Raw genomic sequence first — 3,457 nt, forward strand, 5'->3', positions numbered from 1 at the left:
CGTCGCCAACATCGACCAGGTGGTGGTGGACGGAAACCACGCCGAGGCCAACGTCACCGCGTTCATGGCCTACGCGCCACAGACCCGCTCGACTCGCAGCTTTGACCTGCAGTACCGCGACGATCAGTGGAAGATCTGCGAATCCAACTCTGGCTAAAGCCTTTTCAGCTCGCTGATAAGGACTTGCCGTTGCAGTGCAGGTCGTTGCAGGCCTCGATAACGCGCTCGGTCATCGACGCCTCGGCCTTCTTCAGGTAGCTGCGCGGGTCGTAGACCTTCTTGTTGCCCACCTCGCCGTCGACCTTCAGCACGCCGTCGTAGTTGGTGAACATGTGCGCGGCCAGCGGCCGGGTGAAGGCGTATTGGGTGTCGGTGTCGACGTTCATCTTCACCACGCCGTAGCGCAGCGCTTCTTCGATTTCGGACTTCAGCGAACCCGAGCCGCCGTGGAAGACGAAGTCGAATGGCTTGGAGCCGTCGGCCAGGCCCAGTTTGGCCGTCGCCACCTTCTGGCCCTGATCGAGGATGTCGGGGCGAAGCTTGACGTTGCCGGGCTTGTAGACGCCGTGCACGTTGCCGAACGTGGCGGCCAGTAGGTAGTGACCGTGCTCGCCGTGCCCCAGAGCGTCGATGGTCTTCTCGAAGTCTTCGGGGGTGGTGTAGAGCTTGTCGTTGATCTCGGCCTCGACGCCGTCCTCCTCGCCGCCCACAACGCCGATCTCGACCTCCAGGATGATCTTGGCGGCCGCGGCCTGCTTGAGCAGCTCCTGCGCGATCTCCAGGTTCTCGTCGATCGGCACCGCCGAGCCGTCCCACATGTGCGACTGGAACAGCGGGTTCTGGCCGGCGGCAACCCGCTCGGCCGAGATCGCCAGCAGCGGGCGCACGTAGGTGTCCAGCTTGTCCTTCGGACAGTGGTCGGTGTGCAGGGCCACGTTGATCGGGTACTTGGCCGCGACGATGTGGGCGAATTCGGCCAGCGCCACCGCGCCGGTGACCATGTCTTTGACGCCGAGGCCAGAGGCGAATTCAGCTCCGCCGGTGGAGAATTGGATGATGCCGTCGCTGCCGGCGTCGGCGAAACCCTTGATCGCGGCATTGACGGACTCCGAGCCGACGCAGTTGATCGCCGGGAAGGCGTACTCGTTCTTCTTGGCACGTTGCAGCATCTCGGCGTAGACATCTGGCGTTGCGATGGGCATGAGTTCTCCTCCTGAGCACGTGTTGCGCAAGCCCGCGGCCGCCGGCCCGGCGGCCAAAGTCGCCCTCAGTATCGCAACACCGTCGGGAGGCTCGCAGTCCAGCCCGGACCGCGCCTGGTAAACGCTCGCCCGAGCCGCCGGTATCTTGAACACCGTGATCACCACCGTGGTGGCAATGCCCAACATCCTCGACCCGATGTACTGGATCGGTCCCCAGGGACTGTTCAAGTCCGCGGTATTGCCGACGATCCTGGCCATCGTCTTTGTCGAGACGGGCCTGCTGTTTCCCCTACTACCTGGCGAGTCGCTGCTGTTCACCGGTGGCCTGCTGGCCGCTCACGGGACCCTGAACATCTGGGTGCTGGCTCCGGCGGTGGCGCTGACCGCGATCCTCGGCGATCAGACCGGATACTTCATCGGCCGCCGGATCGGCCCCGCGCTGTTCAAGAAGGAAGACTCGCGGTTCTTCAAACAGCACCATGTGACCGAGTCGCACGCATTCTTCGAGAAATACGGGCCCGCGGCAATCATCCTGGCCCGGTTCATGCCGTTCGTCCGGACCTTCACCCCGGTGGTCGCCGGGGTGTCCTACATGAGCTACCCGGTGTACCTGGCTTTCGACATCGTCGGTGGCATTCTCTGGGGCGGCGGTGCGACCCTCGCGGGCTACTTCCTGGGCAACGTACCGTTCATCCACCAGAACCTGGAAAAGATCGTTCTGGTGATCCTGTTCGTCTCGATGCTGCCGGCGTTCATCGCCACCGGCCGCGGATACCTGAAGCGCCGTCGCGCCGCCAAAAACGACGAGTTGACCGTCGCCGACTAGCTGCGCCGGACGCATCGACTGTGCGGGTCATGAGGGTGATTTCGCCATTTTCACCCGCAAAAGCTACACAGTCGACGTCGATAGATTCCCCAACTGTTGACCGTCGCCGACTAGCTCGGCCGGAACGTCATCGCCACACCGTTCATGCAATAGCGCAAGCCGGTCGGCTGAGGGCCATCGTTGAAGACGTGGCCGAGGTGGCCGCCACAGCGGTTGCACAGCACCTCGGTGCGCGACATTCCCTCGCTGTTGTCCTGCCGCTCCAGGACGGCGTTGTCCATCGCTTTCCAGAAGCTCGGCCAGCCGGTGCCGCTGTCGAACTTGGTCGTTGACGAGAACAGGGCCTGACCGCAGCCTGCGCACGCGAAGGTTCCGGTGCGGTGCTCGTCGTTGAGTGGGCTGCTGTAGGGGGTTTCGGTGCCCGCCGCGCGCAGCACGTCGTATTGCTGCGGGGTCAGCAGGTGCCGCCACTCCTCGTCGGTGTGGTTGACCTCGAACGTTTTGAGCGGAGCGCTCGGAGCCCCGGCCGCATTGAAGGCGCTCAAGGCACCGGCACCGGCGAGCACACCGAGCCCGGCGCCGAGCAGCACGCGCCGACGGGTCAGAGCCGAACGCGATGGTGTGGAAGCAGTCATCCTTCCAACATACGACTCGTCGTCAGACGGCGACCTTGAAGTCGCAACCGGTCTTCGCCCGCACATCGGCGACCGTGACCCCCGGATGCAACTCGATCAACGTCAGGCCGTGGTCCGGGTCGACTTCGAAGACGCACAAGTCGGTGATGATCATGTCGACGACGTTCTTGCCGGTGACGGGCAGCGAGCACTGCTTGAGGATCTTCGGGCTGCCGTCTTTGGCGGTGTGATCCATCGTGACGATCACTCGTTTGACCCCCGACACCAAATCCATTGCGCCGCCGGGACCCTTGACCATCTTGCCGGGCACCGACCAGTTGGCCAGGTCGCCGTTCTCGGCAACCTCCAGGCCGCCCAGGATGGACAGGTCGATGTGTCCGCCGCGGATCATCGCAAAGGAGTCGGCGCTGCTGAAGAAGCTGGATCCCGGCAGGCTGGTGACGGTCTGTTTGCCGGCGTTGACCAGATCGGGGTCGACGTCCTCCTCGGTCGGATAGGCACCGATGCCGAGCAGCCCGTTCTCGGACTGCAGCGTGACGCTGATGTTGTCCGGAATGCAATTGGCCACCAGCGTCGGGATGCCGATGCCGAGGTTGACGTAGTAGCCGTCGCGCAACTCCTGAGCGGCGCGCTGAGCCATCCGCTGGCGGATTGGGCTGTCGTTCTTCTGCGCGGCGCCGCCGCTGGTGGTGCGGAACTCGATGCGCTTCTCGTAGTTGGCGCCCTCGATGATGCGGTCCACATAGATGCCGGGCGTGTGAACCAGGTCAGGATCCAGCTCGCCGACCTCGACG

Annotated in this window: 4 protein-coding genes and 1 pseudogene; 2 read left to right on the forward strand and 3 right to left on the reverse strand. The window is 64.1% G+C overall.

All coding sequences use genetic code 11. From position 1 onward, the window contains the following. A pseudogene (locus tag VN856_RS11105) lies at nt 1-157 on the forward strand (DUF4878 domain-containing protein); the annotation flags it as partial. A 7-nt stretch (nt 158-164) separates the two neighbouring features. Here the strand turns inward: VN856_RS11105 and fbaA are convergent. Beyond that, nucleotides 165-1,202, reverse strand: coding sequence for a class II fructose-bisphosphate aldolase (gene fbaA, locus VN856_RS11110; protein ID WP_325688910.1), 1,038 nt, complete (start codon nt 1,200-1,202; stop codon nt 165-167). A gap of 154 nt (nt 1,203-1,356) precedes the next feature. Here fbaA and VN856_RS11115 point away from each other — a divergent pair, with 154 nt between their 5' ends. Continuing rightward, nucleotides 1,357-2,028, forward strand: coding sequence for a DedA family protein (locus tag VN856_RS11115; protein WP_325688912.1), 672 nt, complete (start codon nt 1,357-1,359; stop codon nt 2,026-2,028). Between the two features lie 110 nt (nt 2,029-2,138). Here the strand turns inward: VN856_RS11115 and msrB are convergent, their stop codons facing one another. Both msrB and VN856_RS11125 read right to left on the reverse strand, forming a co-directional pair. Further along, on the reverse strand, nt 2,139-2,663 hold the full coding sequence (msrB, locus tag VN856_RS11120) for a peptide-methionine (R)-S-oxide reductase MsrB (protein ID WP_325688914.1): 525 nt from the start codon (nt 2,661-2,663) through the stop codon (nt 2,139-2,141). A 22-nt stretch (nt 2,664-2,685) separates the two neighbouring features. Next, on the reverse strand, nt 2,686-3,457 hold a 772-nt coding region (locus tag VN856_RS11125; protein WP_325688916.1), incomplete at its 5' end, for a 3-oxoacid CoA-transferase subunit B.

It is taken from the genome of Mycobacterium sp., from assembly GCF_035603715.1.
In the GTDB taxonomy this organism is placed as follows: domain Bacteria; phylum Actinomycetota; class Actinomycetes; order Mycobacteriales; family Mycobacteriaceae; genus Mycobacterium.

Coding starts and splice junctions, on each gene's coding strand:
- fbaA (WP_325688910.1), bottom strand. CDS start 1,202: ATGCCCATCGCAACGCCAGATGTCTACGCCGAGATGCTGCAACGTGCC.
- msrB (WP_325688914.1), bottom strand. CDS start 2,663: ATGACTGCTTCCACACCATCGCGTTCGGCTCTGACCCGTCGGCGCGTG.